At 36.4% G+C, this 21,266-nt stretch carries 1 protein-coding gene; it reads right to left on the bottom strand.

Annotation, left to right across the window (positions count from 1 at the left end):
• Positions 1-21,264 (bottom strand): gliding motility-associated C-terminal domain-containing protein, encoded by a 21,264-nt coding sequence (locus SJY17_RS11055; protein WP_397362618.1) that lies wholly within the window; start codon positions 21,262-21,264, stop codon positions 1-3.
• Positions 21,265-21,266 lie beyond the last annotated feature (2 nt).

Genomic DNA, 21,266 nt, shown 5'->3' on the forward strand with positions numbered 1-21,266 from the left:
TTATTTAGTTCCTAAATAAATAGGACCAGATAATGTTTTGATTCCACTATCCTTAATGTCTATAACATAATAATACGTTCCGTTTGGTAATCTTCCAGCAGATCCAACAGATCCACTTGGACTTTCACCACTCCAATCGTTTTGGTAATCACTAGATTCATATACTATATCACCAAAACGGTTAAATATTTTAATGTCTATAATAAATCCACATTCTGCAACTCCACCAACAGTAAAGAATTGGTTGTAAGCATCACCATTTGGTGTTACCGCTTTAGATATTTTTAAATCTTCTTCACCACAAGGTAAAAGAATACAGTCATCATGGATGTTTAATATTAATCTAATAGTTTCTAGACATCCATTATTTGATACTGTATAAGTGAAAACATAATCACCTAAGTCTACTTCAAGTGGATCAAATATTCCATCTGCAATAGTTATTCCATCTGTTACAACAACCCATTCAATTGTAGTATCAGATCCTTCAGGTAAATAATCATATAAATCTATTAAACCATCATCTGTACATGCTTCTTCTTCTAAGTCAGTTATGAAGTCTTCAGTAATAACATTTGTAGTATGAGTAATTATTGTTTCGTTTCCACAATCATCAGTTGCAGTCCATGTCCATATTAAGTCATATATTTCTTCTGCTCCTGTAAATGTTGTTGTTTCATCAAATACTACAGTTACTTCAGCAGTAGAACAATCGTCTTCAAATATTAATTCTGGGACATCAGGTACGTTTGAACAAATAACACTATTAGGTAAATCTAATACAGTTATTAATGTTGGAGCAGTAGTATCTACAACTGTAATTGTTTGCACAAGTGTTGTTGTATTGTTACACTCATCAACTAATGTCCAAGTTCTAGTAATTACAGATTCGTTAGCACAAGCACCAGCTGTAACAACGTCAGTGTATGTAGCTTCTAAACCAGAAGAACAGTTATCGTTTTCATCAGTTACATCACCTGTAATTGTTACATCATTTTCGTCATCACTACATTCTATAGTTACATCTGCAGGAACCGTAAATGTTGGAGCAGTAGTATCTACAACTGTGATTGTTTGCACAAGTGTTGTTGTATTGTTACACTCATCAACTAATGTCCAAGTTCTAGTAATTACAGATTCGTTAGCACAAGTACCAGCTGTAACAGCGTCAGTGTATGTAGCTTCTAAACCAGAAGAACAGTTATCGTTTTCATCAGTTACATCACCTGTAATTGTTACATCATTTTCGTCATCACTACATTCTATAGTTACATCTGCAGGAACTGTAAATGTTGGAGCAGTAGTATCTACAACTGTGATTGTTTGCACAAGTGTTGTTGTATTGTTACACTCATCAACTAATGTCCAAGTTCTAGTAATTACAGATTCGTTAGCACAAGTACCAGCTGTAACAGCGTCAGTGTATGTAGCTTCTAAACCAGAAGAACAGTTATCGTTTTCATCAGTTACATCACCTGTAATTGTTACATCATTTTCGTCATCACTACATTCTATAGTTACATCTGCAGGAACCGTAAATGTTGGAGCAGTAGTATCTACAACTGTGATTGTTTGCACAAGTGTTGTTGTATTGTTACACTCATCAACTAATGTCCAAGTTCTAGTAATTACAGATTCGTTAGCACAAGTACCAGCTGTAACAGCGTCAGTGTATGTAGCTTCTAAACCAGAAGAACAGTTATCGTTTTCATCAGTTACATCACCTGTAATTGTTACATCATTTTCGTCATCACTACATTCTATAGTTACATCTGCAGGAACCGTAAATGTTGGAGCAGTAGTATCTACAACTGTGATTGTTTGCACAAGTGTTGTTGTATTGTTACACTCATCAACTAATGTCCAAGTTCTAGTAATTACAGATTCGTTAGCACAAGTACCAGCTGTAACAGCGTCAGTGTATGTAGCTTCTAAACCAGAAGAACAGTTATCGTTTTCATCAGTTACATCACCTGTAATTGTTACATCATTTTCGTCATCACTACATTCTATAGTTACATCTGCAGGAACCGTAAATGTTGGAGCAGTAGTATCTACAACTGTGATTGTTTGCACAAGTGTTGTTGTATTGTTACACTCATCAACTAATGTCCAAGTTCTAGTAATTACAGATTCGTTAGCACAAGTACCAGCTGTAACAGCGTCAGTGTATGTAGCTTCTAAACCAGAAGAACAGTTATCGTTTTCATCAGTTACATCACCTGTAATTGTTACATCATTTTCGTCATCACTACATTCTATAGTTACATCTGCAGGAACCGTAAATGTTGGAGCAGTAGTATCTACAACTGTGATTGTTTGCACAAGTGTTGTTGTATTGTTACACTCATCAACTAATGTCCAAGTTCTAGTAATTACAGATTCGTTAGCACAAGTACCAGCTGTAACAGCGTCAGTGTATGTAGCTTCTAAACCAGAAGAACAGTTATCGTTTTCATCAGTTACATCACCTGTAATTGTTACATCATTTTCGTCATCACTACATTCTATAGTTACATCTGCAGGAACCGTAAATGTTGGAGCAGTAGTATCTACAACTGTAATTGTTTGCACAAGTGTTGTTGTATTGTTACACTCATCAACTAATGTCCAAGTTCTAGTAATTACAGATTCGTTAGTACAAGCACCAGCTGTAATAGCGTCAGTGTATGTAGCTTCTAAAGGAACACTACAACTATCTACTTCTGTTGTTACGTCACCTGTAAGAGTAAGATCACTAGGATCTTGATCACAGTTAATAGTTACATCTGTAGGAACCGTAAATGTTGGAGCTGTAGTATCTTCAATAGTAAGGATTGCTGTAAATATACTTGAGTTGCCAGTTGCATCTGTTAAAGTATAAATTACTGTTATTGTTCCACCAGCACCACAAGTAGTTACAAGGTTAGCAAAGTCATAATCAGAAGTAACTGTAAAGTTATTATCACATTCATCAGTTGCGCAATTTTCTAAAGCTAGAATATTTGCTGCATTCCATGCATCTGCTAATGTTTGATTATTAGCACCATCACATTCTATAGTTTCATCTAATACTTCACAATTAGAAGTGTCTGGAGGAGTAATATCCTCAATTAAATCAGTTATTGTTTGAGAAGTTGAAGTAACTATTGTTCCGTTTGCAACTCCTTCAGCTGTTACTGTTGCAGTGTTAACAACTTCTGTCGCATCAATATCTATCTGAGTTATTAAATATGTAGCAGTATAAATCCAAATTTCAGTTAAATCTATTTCCTGATCGTTATCGATATCTCCAGAAACATAAGTAATTACAACAGGAGGTGTTGCATTATCTAATAATGGATCTGTAATTATTACATTTTCTAATGATACATTACCTGTATTAGTAACTGTAAATGTATAAGTAATTGTTTCGTCGATTTCAGAACAATTATTATTGTTGTCGTTGTTGAAAACTCCATCTTTTACAATCTCAATTCCAGGATTAACGTCACAGAATTGATCTGCACCAATGACTAACGTATCAGTAGCAGTAACAGTAGTTCCATCAACATCAGCACCATTAATAGTTACTGTATTAGAGATTGACTGAGCATCATAGTCTGCTTGTGTTACTGTATAGTTAGGCGCAGTATAAACCCAAGTTTCAGTAGGGTTAAGTAAGCCATCAGTATTGGTATCACCAGAGACTAGTGTTACAGAAGCCGTAATATCACCACCTAATAGCGCATCATTAATAGAGGCAATAGTAATAGATGAGTTACCACCAGTATTTGTTACAGTAAAAGTATAAGTAACTAAGCTATCTGCATTTAAACATGGATCACCATTAGTGATTTCTGACGTTTTCACAACTGCAAAGTTATTAGAAGGGTCACAGAATTGATCTGCACCAATGACTAACGTATCAGTAGCAGTAACAGTAGTTCCATCGACATCAGCACCATTAATAGTTACTGTGTTAGAGATTGACTGAGCATCATAGTCTGCTTGTGTTACTGTATAGTTAGGCGCAGTATAAACCCAAGTTTCAGTAGGGTTAAGTAAGCCATCAGTATTGGTATCACCAGAGACTAGTGTTACAGAAGCCGTAATATCACCACCTAATAGCGCATCATTAATAGAGGCAATAGTAATAGATGAGTTACCACCAGTATTTGTTACAGTAAAAGTATAAGTAACTAAGCTATCTGCATTTAAACATGGATCACCATTAGTGATTTCCGATGTTTTCACAACTGCAAAGTTATTAGAAGGGTCACAGAATTGATCTGCACCAATGACTAACGTATCAGTAGCAGTAACAGTAGTTCCATCGACATCAGCACCATTAATAGTTACTGTGTTAGAGATTGACTGAGCATCATAGTCTGCTTGTGTTACTGTATAGTTAGGCGCAGTATAAACCCAAGTTTCAGTAGGGTTAAGTAAGCCATCAGTATTGGTATCACCAGAGACTAGTGTTACAGAAGCCGTAATATCACCACCTAATAGCGCATCATTAATAGAGGCAATAGTAATAGATGAGTTACCACCAGTATTTGTTACAGTAAAAGTATAAGTAACTAAGCTATCTGCATTTAAACATGGATCACCATTAGTGATTTCCGATGTTTTCACAACTGCAAAGTTATTAGAAGGGTCACAGAATTGATCTGCACCAATGACTAACGTATCAGTAGCAGTAACAGTAGTTCCATCGACATCAGCACCATTAATAGTTACTGTGTTAGAGATTGACTGAGCATCATAGTCTGCTTGTGTTACTGTATAGTTAGGCGCAGTATAAACCCAAGTTTCAGTAGGGTTAAGTAAGCCATCAGTATTGGTATCACCAGAGACTAGTGTTACAGAAGCCGTAATATCACCACCTAATAGCGCATCATTAATAGAGGCAATAGTAATAGATGAGTTACCACCAGTATTTGTTACAGTAAAAGTATAAGTAACTAAGCTATCTGCATTTAAACATGGATCACCATTAGTGATTTCCGACGTTTTCACAACTGCAAAGTTATTAGAAGGGTCACAGAATTGATCTGCACCAATGACTAACGTATCAGTAGCAGTAACAGTAGTTCCATCGACATCAGCACCATTAATAGTTACTGTGTTAGAGATTGACTGAGCATCATAGTCTGCTTGTGTTACTGTATAGTTAGGCGCAGTATAAACCCAAGTTTCAGTAGGGTTAAGTAAGCCATCAGTATTGGTATCACCAGAGACCAGTGTTACAGAAGCCGTAATATCACCACCTAATAGCGCATCATTAATAGAGGCAATAGTAATAGATGAGTTACCACCAGTATTTGTTACAGTAAAAGTATAAGTAACTAAGCTATCTGCATTTAAACATGGATCACCATTAGTGATTTCCGATGTTTTCACAACTGCAAAGTTATTAGAAGGGTCACAGAATTGATCTGCACCAATGACTAACGTATCAGTAGCAGTAACAGTAGTTCCATCGACATCAGCACCATTAATAGTTACTGTGTTAGAGATTGACTGAGCATCATAGTCTGCTTGTGTTACTGTATAGTTAGGCGCAGTATAAACCCAAGTTTCAGTAGGGTTAAGTAAGCCATCAGTATTGGTATCACCAGAGACCAGTGTTACAGAAGCCGTAATATCACCACCTAATAGCGCATCATTAATAGAGGCAATAGTAATAGATGAGTTACCACCAGTATTTGTTACAGTAAAAGTATAAGTAACTAAGCTATCTGCATTTAAACATGGATCACCATTAGTGATTTCCGATGTTTTCACAACTGCAAAGTTATTAGAAGGGTCACAGAATTGATCTGCACCAATGACTAACGTATCAGTAGCAGTAACAGTAGTTCCATCGACATCAGCACCATTAATAGTTACTGTGTTAGAGATTGACTGAGCATCATAGTCTGCTTGTGTTACTGTATAGTTAGGCGCAGTATAAACCCAAGTTTCAGTAGGGTTAAGTAAGCCATCAGTATTGGTATCACCAGAGACTAGTGTTACAGAAGCCGTAATATCACCACCTAATAGCGCATCATTAATAGAGGCAATAGTAATAGATGAGTTACCACCAGTATTTGTTACAGTAAAAGTATAAGTAACTAAGCTATCTGCATTTAAACATGGATCACCATTAGTGATTTCCGATGTTTTCACAACTGCAAAGTTATTAGAAGGGTCACAGAATTGATCTGCACCAATGACTAACGTATCAGTAGCAGTAACACTAGTTCCATCAACATCAGCACCATTAATAGTTACTGTGTTAGAGATTGACTGAGCATCATAGTCTGCTTGTGTTACTGTATAGTTAGGCGCAGTATAAACCCAAGTTTCAGTAGGGTTAAGTAAGCCATCAGTATTGGTATCACCAGAGACTAGTGTTACAGAAGCCGTAATATCACCACCTAATAGCGCATCATTAATAGAGGCAATAGTAATAGATGAGTTACCACCAGTATTTGTTACAGTAAAAGTATAAGTAACTAAGCTATCTGCATTTAAACATGGATCACCATTAGTGATTTCCGACGTTTTCACAACTGCAAAGTTATTAGAAGGGTCACAGAATTGATCTGCACCAATGACTAACGTATCAGTAGCAGTAACAGTAGTTCCATCGACATCAGCACCATTAATAGTTACTGTGTTAGAGATTGACTGAGCATCATAGTCTGCTTGTGTTACTGTATAGTTAGGCGCAGTATAAACCCAAGTTTCAGTAGGGTTAAGTAAGCCATCAGTATTGGTATCACCAGAGACCAGTGTTACAGAAGCCGTAATATCACCACCTAATAGCGCATCATTAATAGAGGCAATAGTAATAGATGAGTTACCACCAGTATTTGTTACAGTAAAAGTATAAGTAACTAAGCTATCTGCATTTAAACATGGATCACCATTAGTGATTTCCGATGTTTTCACAACTGCAAAGTTATTAGAAGGGTCACAGAATTGATCTGCACCAATGACTAACGTATCAGTAGCAGTAACAGTAGTTCCATCGACATCAGCACCATTAATAGTTACTGTGTTAGAGATTGACTGAGCATCATAGTCTGCTTGTGTTACTGTATAGTTAGGCGCAGTATAAACCCAAGTTTCAGTAGGGTTAAGTAAGCCATCAGTATTGGTATCACCAGAGACTAGTGTTACAGAAGCCGTAATATCACCACCTAATAGCGCATCATTAATAGAGGCAATAGTAATAGATGAGTTACCACCAGTATTTGTTACAGTAAAAGTATAAGTAACTAAGCTATCTGCATTTAAACATGGATCACCATTAGTGATTTCCGATGTTTTCACAACTGCAAAGTTATTAGAAGGGTCACAGAATTGATCTGCACCAATGACTAACGTATCAGTAGCAGTAACAGTAGTTCCATCGACATCAGCACCATTAATAGTTACTGTGTTAGAGATTGACTGAGCATCATAGTCTGCTTGTGTTACTGTATAGTTAGGCGCAGTATAAACCCAAGTTTCAGTAGGGTTAAGTAAGCCATCAGTATTGGTATCACCAGAGACTAGTGTTACAGAAGCCGTAATATCACCACCTAATAGCGCATCATTAATAGAGGCAATAGTAATAGATGAGTTACCACCAGTATTTGTTACAGTAAAAGTATAAGTAACTAAGCTATCTGCATTTAAACATGGATCACCATTAGTGATTTCCGACGTTTTCACAACTGCAAAGTTATTAGAAGGGTCACAGAATTGATCTGCACCAATGACTAACGTATCAGTAGCAGTAACAGTAGTTCCATCGACATCAGCACCATTAATAGTTACTGTGTTAGAGATTGACTGAGCATCATAGTCTGCTTGTGTTACTGTATAGTTAGGCGCAGTATAAACCCAAGTTTCAGTAGGGTTAAGTAAGCCATCAGTATTGGTATCACCAGAGACTAGTGTTACAGAAGCCGTAATATCACCACCTAATAGCGCATCATTAATAGAGGCAATAGTAATAGATGAGTTACCACCAGTATTTGTTACAGTAAAAGTATAAGTAACTAAGCTATCTGCATTTAAACATGGATCACCATTAGTGATTTCCGACGTTTTCACAACTGCAAAGTTATTAGAAGGGTCACAGAATTGATCTGCACCAATGACTAACGTATCAGTAGCAGTAACAGTAGTTCCATCGACATCAGCACCATTAATAGTTACTGTGTTAGAGATTGACTGAGCATCATAGTCTGCTTGTGTTACTGTATAGTTAGGCGCAGTATAAACCCAAGTTTCAGTAGGGTTAAGTAAGCCATCAGTATTGGTATCACCAGAGACTAGTGTTACAGAAGCCGTAATATCACCACCTAATAGCGCATCATTAATAGAGGCAATAGTAATAGATGAGTTACCACCAGTATTTGTTACAGTAAAAGTATAAGTAACTAAGCTATCTGCATTTAAACATGGATCACCATTAGTGATTTCCGATGTTTTCACAACTGCAAAGTTATTAGAAGGGTCACAGAATTGATCTGCACCAATGACTAACGTATCAGTAGCAGTAACAGTAGTTCCATCGACATCAGCACCATTAATAGTTACTGTGTTAGAGATTGACTGAGCATCATAGTCTGCTTGTGTTACTGTATAGTTAGGCGCAGTATAAACCCAAGTTTCAGTAGGGTTAAGTAAGCCATCAGTATTGGTATCACCAGAGACTAGTGTTACAGAAGCCGTAATATCACCACCTAATAGCGCATCATTAATAGAGGCAATAGTAATAGATGAGTTACCACCAGTATTTGTTACAGTAAAAGTATAAGTAACTAAGCTATCTGCATTTAAACATGGATCACCATTAGTGATTTCCGATGTTTTCACAACTGCAAAGTTATTAGAAGGGTCACAGAATTGATCTGCACCAATGACTAACGTATCAGTAGCAGTAACAGTAGTTCCATCGACATCAGCACCATTAATAGTTACTGTGTTAGAGATTGACTGAGCATCATAGTCTGCTTGTGTTACTGTATAGTTAGGCGCAGTATAAACCCAAGTTTCAGTAGGGTTAAGTAAGCCATCAGTATTGGTATCACCAGAGACCAGTGTTACAGAAGCCGTAATATCACCACCTAATAGCGCATCATTAATAGAGGCAATAGTAATAGATGAGTTACCACCAGTATTTGTTACAGTAAAAGTATAAGTAACTAAGCTATCTGCATTTAAACATGGATCACCATTAGTGATTTCCGATGTTTTCACAACTGCAAAGTTATTAGAAGGGTCACAGAATTGATCTGCACCAATGACTAACGTATCAGTAGCAGTAACAGTAGTTCCATCGACATCAGTACCATTAATAGTTACTGTGTTAGAGATTGACTGAGCATCATAGTCTGCTTGTGTTACTGTATAGTTAGGCGCAGTATAAACCCAAGTTTCAGTAGGGTTAAGTAAGCCATCAGTATTGGTATCACCAGAGACTAGTGTTACAGAAGCCGTAATATCACCACCTAATAGCGCATCATTAATAGAGGCAATAGTAATAGATGAGTTACCACCAGTATTTGTTACAGTAAAAGTATAAGTAACTAAGCTATCTGCATTTAAACATGGATCACCATTAGTGATTTCCGATGTTTTCACAACTGCAAAGTTATTAGAAGGGTCACAGAATTGATCTGCACCAATGACTAACGTATCAGTAGCAGTAACAGTAGTTCCATCGACATCAGTACCATTAATAGTTACTGTGTTAGAGATTGACTGAGCATCATAGTCTGCTTGTGTTACTGTATAGTTAGGCGCAGTATAAACCCAAGTTTCAGTAGGGTTAAGTAAGCCATCAGTATTGGTATCACCAGAGACTAGTGTTACAGAAGCCGTAATATCACCACCTAATAGCGCATCATTAATAGAGGCAATAGTAATAGATGAGTTACCACCAGTATTTGTTACAGTAAAAGTATAAGTAACTAAGCTATCTGCATTTAAACATGGATCACCATTAGTGATTTCCGATGTTTTCACAACTGCAAAGTTATTAGAAGGGTCACAGAATTGATCTGCACCAATGACTAACGTATCAGTAGCAGTAACAGTAGTTCCATCAACATCAGCACCATTAATAGTTACTGTGTTAGAGATTGACTGAGCATCATAGTCTGCTTGTGTTACTGTATAGTTAGGCGCAGTATAAACCCAAGTTTCAGTAGGGTTAAGTAAGCCATCAGTATTGGTATCACCAGAGACTAGTGTTACAGAAGCCGTAATATCACCACCTAATAGCGCATCATTAATAGAGGCAATAGTAATAGATGAGTTACCACCAGTATTTGTTACAGTAAAAGTATAAGTAACTAAGCTATCTGCATTTAAACATGGATCACCATTAGTGATTTCCGACGTTTTCACAACTGCAAAGTTATTAGAAGGGTCACAGAATTGATCTGCACCAATGACTAACGTATCAGTAGCAGTAACAGTAGTTCCATCGACATCAGCACCATTAATAGTTACTGTGTTAGAGATTGACTGAGCATCATAGTCTACTTGTGTTACTGTATAGTTAGGCGCAGTATAAACCCAAGTTTCAGTAGGGTTAAGTAAGCCATCAGTATTGGTATCACCAGAGACTAGTGTTACAGAAGCCGTAATATCACCACCTAATAGCGCATCATTAATAGAGGCAATAGTAATAGATGAGTTACCACCAGTATTTGTTACAGTAAAAGTATAAGTAACTAAGCTATCTGCATTTAAACATGGATCACCATTAGTGATTTCCGATGTTTTCACAACTGCAAAGTTATTAGAAGGGTCACAGAATTGATCTGCACCAATGACTAACGTATCAGTAGCAGTAACAGTAGTTCCATCGACATCAGCACCATTAATAGTTACTGTGTTAGAGATTGACTGAGCATCATAGTCTGCTTGTGTTACTGTATAGTTAGGCGCAGTATAAACCCAAGTTTCAGTAGGGTTAAGTAAGCCATCAGTATTGGTATCACCAGAGACTAGTGTTACAGAAGCCGTAATATCACCACCTAATAGCGCATCATTAATAGAGGCAATAGTAATAGATGAGTTACCACCAGTATTTGTTACAGTAAAAGTATAAGTAACTAAGCTATCTGCATTTAAACATGGATCACCATTAGTGATTTCCGATGTTTTCACAACTGCAAAGTTATTAGAAGGGTCACAGAATTGATCTGCACCAATGACTAACGTATCAGTAGCAGTAACAGTAGTTCCATCGACATCAGCACCATTAATAGTTACTGTGTTAGAGATTGACTGAGCATCATAGTCTGCTTGTGTTACTGTATAGTTAGGCGCAGTATAAACCCAAGTTTCAGTAGGGTTAAGTAAGCCATCAGTATTGGTATCACCAGAGACCAGTGTTACAGAAGCCGTAATATCACCACCTAATAGCGCATCATTAATAGAGGCAATAGTAATAGATGAGTTACCACCAGTATTTGTTACAGTAAAAGTATAAGTAACTAAGCTATCTGCATTTAAACATGGATCACCATTAGTGATTTCCGACGTTTTCACAACTGCAAAGTTATTAGAAGGGTCACAGAATTGATCTGCACCAATGACTAACGTATCAGTAGCAGTAACAGTAGTTCCATCGACATCAGCACCATTAATAGTTACTGTGTTAGAGATTGACTGAGCATCATAGTCTGCTTGTGTTACTGTATAGTTAGGCGCAGTATAAACCCAAGTTTCAGTAGGGTTAAGTAAGCCATCAGTATTGGTATCACCAGAGACCAGTGTTACAGAAGCCGTAATATCACCACCTAATAGCGCATCATTAATAGAGGCAATAGTAATAGATGAGTTACCACCAGTATTTGTTACAGTAAAAGTATAAGTAACTAAGCTATCTGCATTTAAACATGGATCACCATTAGTGATTTCCGATGTTTTCACAACTGCAAAGTTATTAGAAGGGTCACAGAATTGATCTGCACCAATGACTAACGTATCAGTAGCAGTAACAGTAGTTCCATCAACATCAGCACCATTAATAGTTACTGTGTTAGAGATTGACTGAGCATCATAGTCTGCTTGTGTTACTGTATAGTTAGGCGCAGTATAAACCCAAGTTTCAGTAGGGTTAAGTAAGCCATCAGTATTGGTATCACCAGAGACTAGTGTTACAGAAGCCGTAATATCACCACCTAATAGCGCATCATTAATAGAGGCAATAGTAATAGATGAGTTACCACCAGTATTTGTTACAGTAAAAGTATAAGTAACTAAGCTATCTGCATTTAAACATGGATCACCATTAGTGATTTCCGACGTTTTCACAACTGCAAAGTTATTAGAAGGGTCACAGAATTGATCTGCACCAATGACTAACGTATCAGTAGCAGTAACAGTAGTTCCATCGACATCAGCACCATTAATAGTTACTGTGTTAGAGATTGACTGAGCATCATAGTCTGCTTGTGTTACTGTATAGTTAGGCGCAGTATAAACCCAAGTTTCAGTAGGGTTAAGTAAGCCATCAGTATTGGTATCACCAGAGACTAGTGTTACAGAAGCCGTAATATCACCACCTAATAGCGCATCATTAATAGAGGCAATAGTAATAGATGAGTTACCACCAGTATTTGTTACAGTAAAAGTATAAGTAACTAAGCTATCTGCATTTAAACATGGATCACCATTAGTGATTTCCGATGTTTTCACAACTGCAAAGTTATTAGAAGGGTCACAGAATTGATCTGCACCAATGACTAACGTATCAGTAGCAGTAACAGTAGTTCCATCGACATCAGCACCATTAATAGTTACTGTGTTAGAGATTGACTGAGCATCATAGTCTGCTTGTGTTACTGTATAGTTAGGCGCAGTATAAACCCAAGTTTCAGTAGGGTTAAGTAAGCCATCAGTATTGGTATCACCAGAGACTAGTGTTACAGAAGCCGTAATATCACCACCTAATAGCGCATCATTAATAGAGGCAATAGTAATAGATGAGTTACCACCAGTATTTGTTACAGTAAAAGTATAAGTAACTAAGCTATCTGCATTTAAACATGGATCACCATTAGTGATTTCCGATGTTTTCACAACTGCAAAGTTATTAGAAGGGTCACAGAATTGATCTGCACCAATGACTAACGTATCAGTAGCAGTAACAGTAGTTCCATCGACATCAGCACCATTAATAGTTACTGTGTTAGAGATTGACTGAGCATCATAGTCTACTTGTGTTACTGTATAGTTAGGCGCAGTATAAACCCAAGTTTCAGTAGGGTTAAGTAAGCCATCAGTATTGGTATCACCAGAGACTAGTGTTACAGAAGCCGTAATATCACCACCTAATAGCGCATCATTAATAGAGGCAATAGTAATAGATGAGTTACCACCAGTATTTGTTACAGTAAAAGTATAAGTAACTAAGCTATCTGCATTTAAACATGGATCACCATTAGTGATTTCCGACGTTTTCACAACTGCAAAGTTATTAGAAGGGTCACAGAATTGATCTGCACCAATGACTAACGTATCAGTAGCAGTAACAGTAGTTCCATCGACATCAGCACCATTAATAGTTACTGTGTTAGAGATTGACTGAGCATCATAGTCTGCTTGTGTTACTGTATAGTTAGGCGCAGTATAAACCCAAGTTTCAGTAGGGTTAAGTAAGCCATCAGTATTGGTATCACCAGAGACTAGTGTTACAGAAGCCGTAATATCACCACCTAATAGCGCATCATTAATAGAGGCAATAGTAATAGATGAGTTACCACCAGTATTTGTTACAGTAAAAGTATAAGTAACTAAGCTATCTGCATTTAAACATGGATCACCATTAGTGATTTCCGATGTTTTCACAACTGCAAAGTTATTAGAAGGGTCACAGAATTGATCTGCACCAATGACTAACGTATCAGTAGCAGTAACAGTAGTTCCATCGACATCAGCACCATTAATAGTTACTGTGTTAGAGATTGACTGAGCATCATAGTCTACTTGTGTTACTGTATAGTTAGGCGCAGTATAAACCCAAGTTTCAGTAGGGTTAAGTAAGCCATCAGTATTGGTATCACCAGAGACTAGTGTTACAGAAGCCGTAATATCACCACCTAATAGCGCATCATTAATAGAGGCAATAGTAATAGATGAGTTACCACCAGTATTTGTTACAGTAAAAGTATAAGTAACTAAGCTATCTGCATTTAAACATGGATCACCATTAGTGATTTCCGATGTTTTCACAACTGCAAAGTTATTAGAAGGGTCACAGAATTGATCTGCACCAATGACTAACGTATCAGTAGCAGTAACAGTAGTTCCATCGACATCAGCACCATTAATAGTTACTGTGTTAGAGATTGACTGAGCATCATAGTCTGCTTGTGTTACTGTATAGTTAGGCGCAGTATAAACCCAAGTTTCAGTAGGGTTAAGTAAGCCATCAGTATTGGTATCACCAGAGACTAGTGTTACAGAAGCCGTAATATCACCACCTAATAGCGCATCATTAATAGAGGCAATAGTAATAGATGAGTTACCACCAGTATTTGTTACAGTAAAAGTATAAGTAACTAAGCTATCTGCATTTAAACATGGATCACCATTAGTGATTTCCGATGTTTTCACAACTGCAAAGTTATTAGAAGGGTCACAGAATTGATCTGCACCAATGACTAACGTATCAGTAGCAGTAACAGTAGTTCCATCGACATCAGCACCATTAATAGTTACTGTGTTAGAGATTGACTGAGCATCATAGTCTGCTTGTGTTACTGTATAGTTAGGCGCAGTATAAACCCAAGTTTCAGTAGGGTTAAGTAAGCCATCAGTATTGGTATCACCAGAGACTAGTGTTACAGAAGCCGTAATATCACCACCTAATAGCGCATCATTAATAGAGGCAATAGTAATAGATGAGTTACCACCAGTATTTGTTACAGTAAAAGTATAAGTAACTAAGCTATCTGCATTTAAACATGGATCACCATTAGTGATTTCCGATGTTTTCACAACTGCAAAGTTATTAGAAGGGTCACAGAATTGATCTGCACCAATGACTAACGTATCAGTAGCAGTAACAGTAGTTCCATCGACATCAGCACCATTAATAGTTACTGTGTTAGAGATTGACTGAGCATCATAGTCTGCTTGTGTTACTGTATAGTTAGGCGCAGTATAAACCCAAGTTTCAGTAGGGTTAAGTAAGCCATCAGTATTGGTATCACCAGAGACTAGTGTTACAGAAGCCGTAATATCACCACCTAATAGCGCATCATTAATAGAGGCAATAGTAATAGATGAGTTACCACCAGTATTTGTTACAGTAAAAGTATAAGTAACTAAGCTATCTGCATTTAAACATGGATCACCATTAGTGATTTCCGATGTTTTCACAACTGCAAAGTTATTAGAAGGGTCACAGAATTGATCTGCACCAATGACTAACGTATCAGTAGCAGTAACAGTAGTTCCATCAACATCAGCACCATTAATAGTTACTGTGTTAGAGATTGACTGAGCATCATAGTCTGCTTGTGTTACTGTATAGTTAGGCGCAGTATAAACCCAAGTTTCAGTAGGGTTAAGTAAGCCATCAGTATTGGTATCACCAGAGACCAGTGTTACAGAAGCCGTAATATCACCACCTAATAGCGCATCATTAATAGAGGCAATAGTAATAGAGATATTTCCAGTATTTGTTACAGTAAAAGTATAAGTAATTAAGCTATCTGCATTTAAACACGGATCACCATTAGTGATTTCCGACGTTTTCACGACATTTATGGAACTATCACCTTGACATAAAGTAATAACGGTTGCATCATCAGTAGTTGCAGTAGTACCAGAAAGGTCAGATACATTAGCGTCTGTTAATACGTTTTGTCCATTAACGGTTGCTTGATTAGTTACTTGAGCAGCATCAATATCAGTTTGAGTTACAGTATAATCTGCAGTATATGTCCAAGTTTCTGTAGGATCTAATTGGTTATCACCATCTGTATCACCAGAAGCAAACGCAATAGCTACAACTGGGTTAGGAGCTTCAAGTAATGGATCTGATAATACGATATTATCGATAGATACATTACCAGTGTTTGTTACAGTAAATGTATATGATATTGTTTCACCAACATCAGTACAGTTGTCTTGATCTTCGTCATTAAAGATACCAGCTTTGACTAAAGCAATAGTAGTATCACCTTGACATAAAGTAATAACGGTTGCATCGTCAGTAGTTGCAGTAGTACCAGAAAGGTCAGATACATTAGCGTCTGTTAATACGTTTTGTCCATTAACGGTTGCTTGATTAGTTACTTGAGCAGCATCAATATCAGTTTGAGTTACAGTATAATCTGCAGTATATGTCCAAGTTTCTGTAGGATCTAATTGGTTATCACCATCTGTATCACCAGAAGCAAACGCAATAGCTACAACTGGGTTAGGAGCTTCAAGTAATGGATCCGTTAATACGATATTATCGATAGATACATTACCAGTGTTTGTTACAGTAAATGTATATGATATTGTTTCACCAACATCAGTACAGTTGTCTTGATCTTCGTCATTAAAGATACCAGCTTTGACTAAAGCAATAGTAGTATCACCTTGACACAAAGTAATAACGGTTGCATCATCAGTAGTTGCAGTAGTACCAGAAAGGTCAGATACATTAGCGTCTGTTAATACGTTTTGTCCATTAACGGTTGCTTGATTAGTTACTTGAGCAGCATCAATATCAGTTTGAGTTACAGTATAATCTGCAGTATAAGTCCAAGTTTCTGTAGGATCTAATTGGTTATCACCATCTGTATCACCAGAAGCAAACACAATAGCTACAACTGGGTTAGGAGCTTCAAGTAATGGATCCGTTAATACGATATTATCGATAGATACATTACCAGTGTTTGTTACAGTAAATGTATATGATATTGTTTCACCAACATCAGTACAGTTGTCTTGATCTTCGTCATTAAAGATACCAGCTTTGACTAAAGCAATAGTAGTATCACCTTGACATAAAGTAATAACGGTTGCATCGTCAGTAGTTGCAGTAGTACCAGAAAGGTCAGATACATTAGCGTCTGTTAATACGTTTTGTCCATTAACGGTTGCTTGATTAGTTACTTGAGCAGCATCAATATCAGTTTGAGTTACAGTATAATCTGCAGTATATGTCCAAGTTTCTGTAGGATCTAATTGGTTATCACCATCTGTATCACCAGAAGCAAACGCAATAGCTACAACTGGGTTAGGAGCTTCAAGTAATGGATCCGTTAATACGATATTATCGATAGATACATTACCAGTGTTTGTTACAGTAAATGTATATGATATTGTTTCACCAACATCAGTACAGTTGTCTTGATCTTCGTCATTAAAGATACCAGCTTTGACTAAAGCAATAGTAGTATCACCTTGACACAAAGTAATAACGGTTGCATCATCAGTAGTTGCAGTAGTACCAGAAAGGTCAGATACATTAGCGTCTGTTAATACGTTTTGTCCATTAACGGTTGCTTGATTAGTTACTTGAGCAGCATCAATATCAGTTTGAGTTACAGTATAATCTGCAGTATATGTCCAAGTTTCTGTAGGATCTAATTGGTTATCACCATCTGTATCACCAGAAGCAAACGCAATAGCTACAACTGGGTTAGGAGCTTCAAGTAATGGATCTGATAATACGATATTATCGATAGATACATTACCAGTGTTTGTTACAGTAAATGTATATGATATTGTTTCACCAACATCAGTACAGTTGTCTTGATCTTCGTCATTAAAGACAGCAGCTTTGACTAAAGCAATATCTTCATCAGTACATAAAGTAATTACAGTTGCATCATCAGTAGTTGCAGTAGTACCAGATATATCTGAAATAGTAACGCTGTCTAATGTAGAAGCAGTCACAGTTGCTTGGTTAGTTACTAAACCTGTATCAATATTATTTTGATTTATAGTATAATCTGCAGTATATGTCCAAGTTTCTGTAGGATCTAATTGGTTATCACCATCTGTATCACCAGAAGCAAGCACAATAGCTACAACTGGGTTAGGAGCTTCAAGTAATGGATCTGTTATAACTAGATTAGTTAAACTAGCATTACCAGTATTTGTTACAGTAAATGTATATGATATTGTTTCACCAACATCAGTACAGTTATCTTGATCTTCGTCATTAAAAACACCTGATTTTACAATTGCAATACAAGAGTTTGTTATAGTAACAGGTATATTAACAGTACAATCATTTACATCAGTTACAATAACATTGTAAGTATTAGCAACAAGGTTAGTAGCTGTTGCTGTAGCTTGAGCAGATGGATCATTCCATAAATAGGTATATGGTCCTGTTCCTCCAGTAGCAGTTACTGTTACAGACGCATCAGTACTTCCGCATAATGCATTTGTTTGAGATGTTATTGTAGCTTCAAGTACAGGTTGAGTAACAGTTAGGACTTGAGTATGTATAGTTGTCAAATCACAAGCATCTGTTGCAGTCCATGTTCTTGTTATAGTATAACTTCCAGTACAAATATCTCCAGAAGATATAGTGCTAAATGTTACATTAGCAGTACCACAATTGTCTGTAGCTGTTAAAGTTGCAGCATCTGGAATTGAATCGAAATCTACAGTATTACTTGTTGGTAAAGTTTCAACAAAGGTTGGAGGTGTAGTATCCTCTATAGTAATAGTTTGTACGTGTGTTGTAGTATTGTTACAATCGTCAGTTAATGTCCAAGTTCTAGTAATTACTGATTCATTAGGACAACTTCCAGTAGCAGTTGTATCAGTATAAGTTGCATCTAAAGTAGTATCGCAATTATCAGTTTCTGTATTAACATCTCCAACAAGTGTTAAATTACTAGGATCTTGTTCGCAATTAATTGTTATATCTGCAGGAGCAGTAAAGCTTGGAGCAGAATTATCTGAAACTGTTATAGTTTGAGTTTGTGTTGGTGCAGCATTTCCGCAATCATCTACTAAAGACCAAGTACGTGTAATAACAAAAGTTCCTTCGCAAGATCCAGCAACAGAACTATCAGTAAATGTTGCATTTAATCCAGTCGAGCAATTGTCATCTTCATTAGTAACATCTCCAGTTGCAGTTACAGCAGTATCATAATTACAAGATGCATCGGTAAATATTTCGATATCAGCAGGAGCAGTAAAGCTTGGAGCAGAATTATCTGAAACAGTAATAGTTTGAGTTTGGGTAGGTGCATTATTTCCGCAATCATCTACTAAAGACCAAGTACGTGTAATAACAAAAGTCCCTTCGCAAGATCCAGCAACAGTACTATCTGTAAATGTTGCATTTAATCCAGTCGAGCAATTATCATCTTCATCAGTTACATCACCAGTTTCAGCTACAGCTACATCATAATTACAAGATGCATCAGTAAATATTTCGATATCAGCTGGAACAGTAAAACTAGGAGCAGTTGTATCTAAAACTGTAATAGTTTGAACGTAATTTGCTATTGTTCTTCCACAAGCATCAGTAAAATTCCAAGTATTTGTATAAGTTCCGTTTGAAGGACATTGTGCGTCTTGAACAAAAGATCCAGATGTTTTTATAGGTGTTAAACCAGAACAAGAAGCTACAGGAATTAAAGATTGTGCATTACTTAATGCTGTTGCATCATCGCAACTTACATCTCTGTCAAGATCTTGAGGAGAAGTTACCCAAGTTGCAGGAGCAGGAGGATTAATAGTAACAGTTGCATTTAAATTGTTTCCGACACCACATGCATCAATTCCGTTAGAACTACTACTAGTAAAATCTTTTACATTTAATTCTCCATTATATGTAGCAGCAAGATTTGAACTTAATGCTCCAGAACAACCGTTTAATAAATAATAGCAATTATCATTAATTAATGTATCAAATTCTACAGTTAGACTTTCACCAGCAGCTAATACACCATTTACAACAGTAAACGTTAAAGTTCTAGTACCTGGAGTATAAGTATATGTTACACCAGAAGGCAAACCTGTAATTGGTTGTACTAATTCTGAACCAACAGGAATTATAGTTGTAAGCGTAACATTATTTGCATTATCGTTACCAGTATTTGTTATTACAGCAGTATATGTAGCAGTTTGTGCTGTACTAACTGGTGTTATAGACGTTGGAGCAACTGTAAAAATAGTTTCTAAACTTGGTTGATAAATTTCAACAGAAAAACCTAAAGCAAATAATCCATAAGTTTCTTGATCAGACGTTAATCTAAAAGTAGTGGATGTTTGATTATTTGTTAGTAATGAGTTACCTTGGTTTGATAGAGGGAATAATGCAGCATCAAACCCTAATGTGTTTAAACTTGCAGGACTTCTGTCTGTAAAATTATTTGCACCATTACTTGGTCCAATTGTAATTCTGCTATTAAAAAAGTTATCAGCATCTCTTAAAGGCGCAGTAATATCTTGAAAAACACCAGCAGTATTTAAAATTTGAAGACGGTCTCCTGTTAAATCTCTATCACCTTCTAAAGCACCAATTACAACATCAGACTTTACATTACCATTAGGTACTGTTTGAAAACCAGAAATATTTATATCAAAATCATTTTCTGTGTCAGATACATGCGCATAACCATCAAATAATGTTATGTTTCTAGGTTTTAATTGATCACTTTTATAAACTAAAATGACTTGCCATCCTCCAGAAGTACCAGTTGTACCACCATTATGTGATATTAAATAACCAACTTTTGCCTCTACATTAGCTACTTGATACTTACCAAATGGGTCAGTTAAGTTATTTACCTCGTTTGTTATATCTTTTACACATACATATGGATCATTATAAACATGAGGGTTTTCATCTCTTCCTCTATAAATAACTTCATCAGCAGTAACAGTTGTGTAGGTTGTCTGACCTGGTAACATTAGTTTTACATCATCAAAATCCCAACCAGGTTGGTTATCATCTTCAATTCCATTATTAACCAATCCTTTATCTGCAGCTGCCCAATATAATAATACCTTATCAACCTCTAAACAAGGATCGTTAGGTTTTGGATTTACTAAGTTAGCACTACTAGAGTTAAATGTAGTTGCATCATTATCTATATCTACATATACATTATCTACAAAATCATGATTACCTAACTCATCATTATAATCTGTAGTTGCAGTTCTAGACAATACATTATTAGCAACCATTGTTACATCTCCAGTAATTGTAGAGTTATAACGTGGTGTAAAAGACTTTTTTACTTGAGCCTGTAAGGCAAACCCAATTAATAATAGGATTACTAAAAGTAATTCTTGCTTTTTATTTGTTTTCAATAATTTCAAAA

Source organism: Olleya sp. R77988, from assembly GCF_044594215.1.
GTDB lineage: Bacteria > Bacteroidota > Bacteroidia > Flavobacteriales > Flavobacteriaceae > Olleya.